The sequence below is a fragment of the Micromonospora maritima genome (genome assembly GCF_902825405.1).
GTDB lineage: Bacteria > Actinomycetota > Actinomycetes > Mycobacteriales > Micromonosporaceae > Micromonospora > Micromonospora maritima.
Window position 1 is genome coordinate 1 of sequence record NZ_CADEAU010000690.1, and the last position, 2347, is coordinate 2347.

Sequence of the window (2347 nt, forward strand, 5' to 3'; positions counted from 1 at the left end):
GTCGCACCGGCCGACGACTGCCGCTCGGGGCCGACCGCGCAGCCCGCCCCGACGGCGAGCGTGGCGGCCAGCACGAGGGCGGCACCGGGACGACGAGCCGCGCGGGAAGCCATGGACGCTCCTGACGTGGTCGTCATTCGGCCCGGACCAGTCGGAGCGCGAGTTCGGGACAGACCTTGACCGCCTTGAGCGCGCCCTCGCGCAGCCAGGTCGGCACCGGGGTGGCGGGGAAGGCGGGGAACCCGTTGCCGTCGAGCCGGATGAAGTCCGGCACCACGTGCGCGCAGAGCCCGTGGCCGTCGCAGCGGGACCAGTCCAGGGTGAGCTTCTGCGGGTTGCCGTCGGGCGCGCCGGGCAGGCCCATGGCGCCCGTGACCCGCTTGCCGCAGCCCTCCCCGGTGGCGTGCAGCCGCAGGTCGTCGGCGAACACCTCCATGGCGGACAGCGCGAACCGGGCGGTGCCGTCGGGGTGGCTGCACGCACCGCGTCCCTTCACGTCCCCGGCGGCGGCCCGGACCAGCTCGACCGGGGCGCTGCCGGAGACCGCGAGGTCGACGGAGCGGGCCAGGTCGGGCAGGCCCATCTTGCACGGGCCGCACTGTCCGGCGGATTCGCCGGCCAGGTAGCGGACCACCTGGGCGGCCTCGCCGAGCGGGCAGGTGTCGGTGCCGAGCGGCACGACGATGCCGGCGCCGAGCGTGCCGCCCACCGCGGCCAGCCCCTTGCGGGAGACCTCGGCCCGCTCGGCCGCCTCCGCGGTGATCCACTTGCCGTGGTAGCCGCCCGTCAGGACGCCCGGCCCGGGCGGAACCTCGCACAGGTCGAGGATCTCGCGCAGCGGGGTGCCGGCCGCGCACTCCACCACGGCCGGCCGCTTCGCCGACCCGGTGACGGTGAGCAGCACGGTGCCGGGTTCGTCGTCGGTGCCGAGCGCCGCGTACTCGTACGGTCCGATCCGGGCGGCGACCGCGAGCTGGGCGTAGGTCTCGGCGTTGCACAGCAGGGTGGGCAGCCCGCCGACGCCGGAGTCGCTGGAACGCTTCTTGGTGCCGGGCGGGATGTGCGGCAGGCCGTTGATGCCGTTGACCAGCGCGCCGCCCTCGCCGGAGATGAACCGGTGCGGCACCGTGACGATGGTGGTCGGCACCGGCATCCGCCGTTCCTGCAGCGCCTCGGTCAGCGAGGGCCGGGCCACGTCGTCGTCGGACACGCCGATCACGATCTCGTCGGCGTCCAGCGCGAACGCGGCCAGCGCGGCGCCGTCCAGGACGAGGTGCGGGGCCCGGGTGAGCAGTACCTTGTCCTTCCAGCTCGCGGGTTCCCCCTCGGTGGCGTTGACCACCACCACGGCGGACAGGTCCTGCCGCTCGCAGGACTCCAGCACGGCGCGCAGCTTGCGGGCGAACGGGAAGCCCGCGCCGCCCTTGCCCTTGAGGTCGATCGCCTCGGCGAGCCGGAGCAGCGCCGCCGGTTCCATCGGTCCGATCGGCCCGTGCACCTCCTCGTGGGCGAGCAGGTCGAGCCGGCCGAACTCGGCGAATCCGGCGGTCAGCCGGGGCTCGCCGACGCAGGCGACCGGCGGCACGGTCGTCCGCCTCACCGGGCCTCACCCCGCAGCCCGGCCCAGTACGCGCCGTCGACCGCGTCCGCGTCGGCCCGCCGGCGGCGGCTGGAACGGCTCTCCTTGGTGGCCTTGAGGGCCCGGCGGGAGGCGAGGTCGACGAGCGTGGGGGTGTCGTCGACGAACTCGTCGTCAGCGGCGTAGCGGGCCGGCGGCCGCCAGTAGTCCGGCTCCTCCGGCACGTCCTCCTCGTCCCGGTAGCGCCGGCCGGAACCGCTGCGCGGCTCCGCGGTGACCGGGGTGCCGGAGATCGGTCCGGCCGAGATCGGCTCACCGGAGACCGGGCGGCTCTCCCAGCGGCGCGGGCTGTCCCACGGCTCCTCGGCCTCGTCCGTCGGACGCGGCGGGGCCGAGTAGCGGGCCACCTCGGCGGGGGTGGCGTACCGGCCGTTGTCCGGCGGGGCCGAGTGACGACCGCCGGTGTCCGGCGGGGCCGAGTGCCGACCGCCGCTCTCCGGCGGGGCGGAGTACTGCGCGACCAGGTCCTCGTCGGAGCGGGACCGGCGGCTGACCCGTTCCTCGTCGTCCCGGCGGCGGCGACGGGACCGTTCGCCGTCCCGTCGGCCGATCGACTCCAGTTCCTCGGTGCTCCGCCGGGCGGCGGGCACCCGCTCGGAGTCCCGGCTCCGGCGTACCGAATCGTCGTCGCGGCGCCGCGAGGTGCGCCGCGCGGCCGGGGCCTCCTGCGTCCGGGTCCGGCGTTCCGGCTCCTCGCCCCGCCGCCGG

General features: G+C 76.3%; 1 protein-coding gene and 1 pseudogene. Both read right to left on the minus strand.

Translation table 11 applies throughout. The annotated features are described in order from the left end of the window. Positions 1-133 precede the first annotated feature (133 nt). A complete protein-coding gene (locus HUW36_RS31100; protein ID WP_174531346.1) occupies positions 134-1600 on the minus strand; it encodes an NADH-quinone oxidoreductase subunit NuoF family protein in 1467 nt (488 codons plus the stop codon). Continuing rightward, positions 1597-2347: pseudogene (locus tag HUW36_RS31105) on the minus strand (hypothetical protein); the annotation flags it as partial. The gene HUW36_RS31100 and the pseudogene HUW36_RS31105, both read right to left, overlap by 4 nt.